The organism is Sphingobacterium sp. GVS05A (genome assembly GCF_019969845.1).
Lineage (GTDB): Bacteria > Bacteroidota > Bacteroidia > Sphingobacteriales > Sphingobacteriaceae > Sphingobacterium.
The window spans coordinates 1-416 of record NZ_JAHXYR010000025.1 but is presented as its reverse complement, the minus strand read 5'-3'; the positions used below and the strand labels follow the sequence as shown (position 1 = coordinate 416).

1 protein-coding gene is annotated in these 416 nt (G+C 54.8%); it reads left to right on the top strand.

Annotation, left to right across the window (positions count from 1 at the left end):
* The first annotated feature begins 68 nt into the window (after positions 1-68).
* On the top strand, positions 69-251 hold the full coding sequence (locus tag LC454_RS26280) for a hypothetical protein (RefSeq protein WP_223585393.1): 183 nt from the start codon (positions 69-71) through the stop codon (positions 249-251).
* The last annotated feature ends 165 nt before the right edge of the window (positions 252-416 follow it).

The window sequence follows — 416 nt, the reverse complement described above, 5'->3', positions numbered from 1 at the left end:
GTAACTCGCTGTGAACTTGGCGGATTCTTTTTGTAAAACAGCATCCCGGGGGGCCAAGGGATGCAAAAATGGACGGTTATACGGGAAAATGCAGAGGAAAGACCACAGAAAGGTCGCAGGAACGTGGACGAAGGAACGTGGATGGAGGAACCGGGGAATGCCGCACGGTAGTGGATACCCTGAGCCGAAAAGCGGATAGAAACGGTGGACTCATGGGAAAAAGTGTCCCGGAACGAAAAGAGGGACGCTAAACATAACAGCTGCATCCCCAAGGCGCCCTACCACCACGCCGCAGCAGGGACAGAAAGCCGGTATGCCCACAGCAGCGAACTTCCCGCAAAGATAGACGACCAGAAAAAAAGCCGATGAGCCGCAGCAGGCAGACCGGATCACGGACAGGTATAAAAACCGCAGCC